This is a genomic window from Streptococcus sp. CCH5-D3 (genome assembly GCF_001556435.1).
GTDB lineage: Bacteria > Bacillota > Bacilli > Lactobacillales > Streptococcaceae > Streptococcus.
Genome location: NZ_LSIW01000013.1, coordinates 1 through 471 on the forward strand (window position 1 = coordinate 1; position 471 = coordinate 471).

The window sequence follows — 471 nt, forward strand, 5'->3', positions numbered from 1 at the left end:
AAGATTTATCTGTTGGTGTGAAGGTCACAACACCTGTTTCTTTATCAACAGTGAATGTACCGATCACGTCACCTGCTGGTGATTTCGCTTCTACTGATGATGCTGGCTGACCATTTTCATCAAGAAGGGTAATTGAATCCTTGTTAATTGGTGCGACTTCATCACCTTCAGTAAAGGTAACTGTTCCAGTTTGAACAAGACCTTGAGGGCCAGTTGATTCTGCTGGTGTAGCAGTCGGAGTCACCGGTGTTACTGTTGGGGTGTAAGTTGCAGAAGCTTTGGTTCCGTTCTTATCTTCACGAACAACCGTTACCGCCGGCGCTTTACCTGTGAATGATTTCTCAGGAACAAAGGTTACTGTTCCGTCTGCTGCTACTGTGTATGTACCAACGCCATCAACTGTCTTGGTAGTTGAGCCATCGTCGAAAGTAGCTGGAACGTCATCGTTCATTGGCACACGGCTGTCGCCTT

1 protein-coding gene is annotated in these 471 nt (G+C 46.5%); it reads right to left on the reverse strand.

The window, feature by feature from the left end:
* On the reverse strand, positions 1–471 hold a 471-nt coding region (locus tag AX662_RS00485; RefSeq protein WP_231728402.1), incomplete at both ends, for a hypothetical protein.